The organism is Syntrophaceticus schinkii (assembly GCF_000946815.1).
Lineage (GTDB): Bacteria > Bacillota > DSM-12270 > Thermacetogeniales > Thermacetogeniaceae > Syntrophaceticus > Syntrophaceticus schinkii.
The window spans coordinates 1-1,049 of record NZ_CDRZ01000206.1 but is presented as its reverse complement, the minus strand read 5'-3'; the positions used below and the strand labels follow the sequence as shown (position 1 = coordinate 1,049).

2 pseudogenes are annotated in these 1,049 nt (G+C 42.6%); both read left to right on the top strand.

Features of this window, described 5'->3' with window-relative positions:
• Positions 1-317, top strand: a pseudogene (locus tag SSCH_RS19125) (hypothetical protein); the annotation flags it as partial.
• Positions 295-1,049 (top strand): annotated as a pseudogene (locus tag SSCH_RS07505) (hypothetical protein); the annotation flags it as partial. The pseudogenes SSCH_RS19125 and SSCH_RS07505, both read left to right, overlap by 23 nt.

Genomic DNA, 1,049 nt, shown 5'->3' with positions numbered 1-1,049 from the left:
AGGGAAGAAACAAAAAAGAACAAGGGGAGGCGAATATCCTCCCACCTTCACAGCTTCCTAACCGCAAAAGCGAATATAAAACAGAGGATGAAGAACAAGAAGATATTCAGCAAAGAACTGAAAAGATACTAGACGTATACAGGCAACTGCTGCCTGGGCTGCTTCATAAATTAGCAAGAATACCTGATCCGCGGAGTCCAAAGAAAGTTAAGCATCAAATGACAATAATGATGATCTATGGAATTCTGATGTTTGTGTTTCAAATGCCCTCTAGCGGAGAAACGAATACAGGAGATGACCGGACCGCGGTTACTTAAACACCTGCAAGCAGTTTTTCCGGAATTAACAGACATGCCGCACCAGGATACCCTGTGTCGCTTATTGGAAAAGATGGATGTAGACCAAATCGAAATTGCTTACATCGACATGTTAAGGCATTTGATCTACAAGAAAAAATTTAAAAACCTGCTGCATCAAAAACGTTACCTTGTGGCAGTAGACGGAACACAAAAATACGTGATGGACCAATGCTGGGATGAATGTTATCCCCACCGCAGGGTTCAAGGCAAAGATGGTGAACACCATCAGTATTACGCCTATGTTCTAGAAGCAGTTTTAATCCTCTCCAACGGCATGGTTTTACCGCTGATGAGTGAGTTCTTGGAAAACGATACAGAACTAGAGAAAATAGAAAGTGATGAAGAGTGGAAACAGGACTGCGAGTTAAAGGCGTTTTATCGCTTGGCTACACAGCTTAAAAAAGAATTCCCAAGGCTGCGGCTTACACTACTTTTAGATGGGCTGTATGCGAATGGGCCGGTAATAGAAATCTGCCGCAAGAACAAATGGCAATTTATGATTGTACTCAAAGACGATTCACTGCCTTCAGTATGGGAAGAAGTTAACGGGCTGATGCGCTTGGATACCAAAAGAGAAAACTACTATGAGCGAATATGGCAGGGGCGACAGCAGACGTTTCGATGGGTCAACGATATCGATTATGAGTATGGTTACAGGAGAGCTAAAATTTTAAAGATCCGATGGGTGAA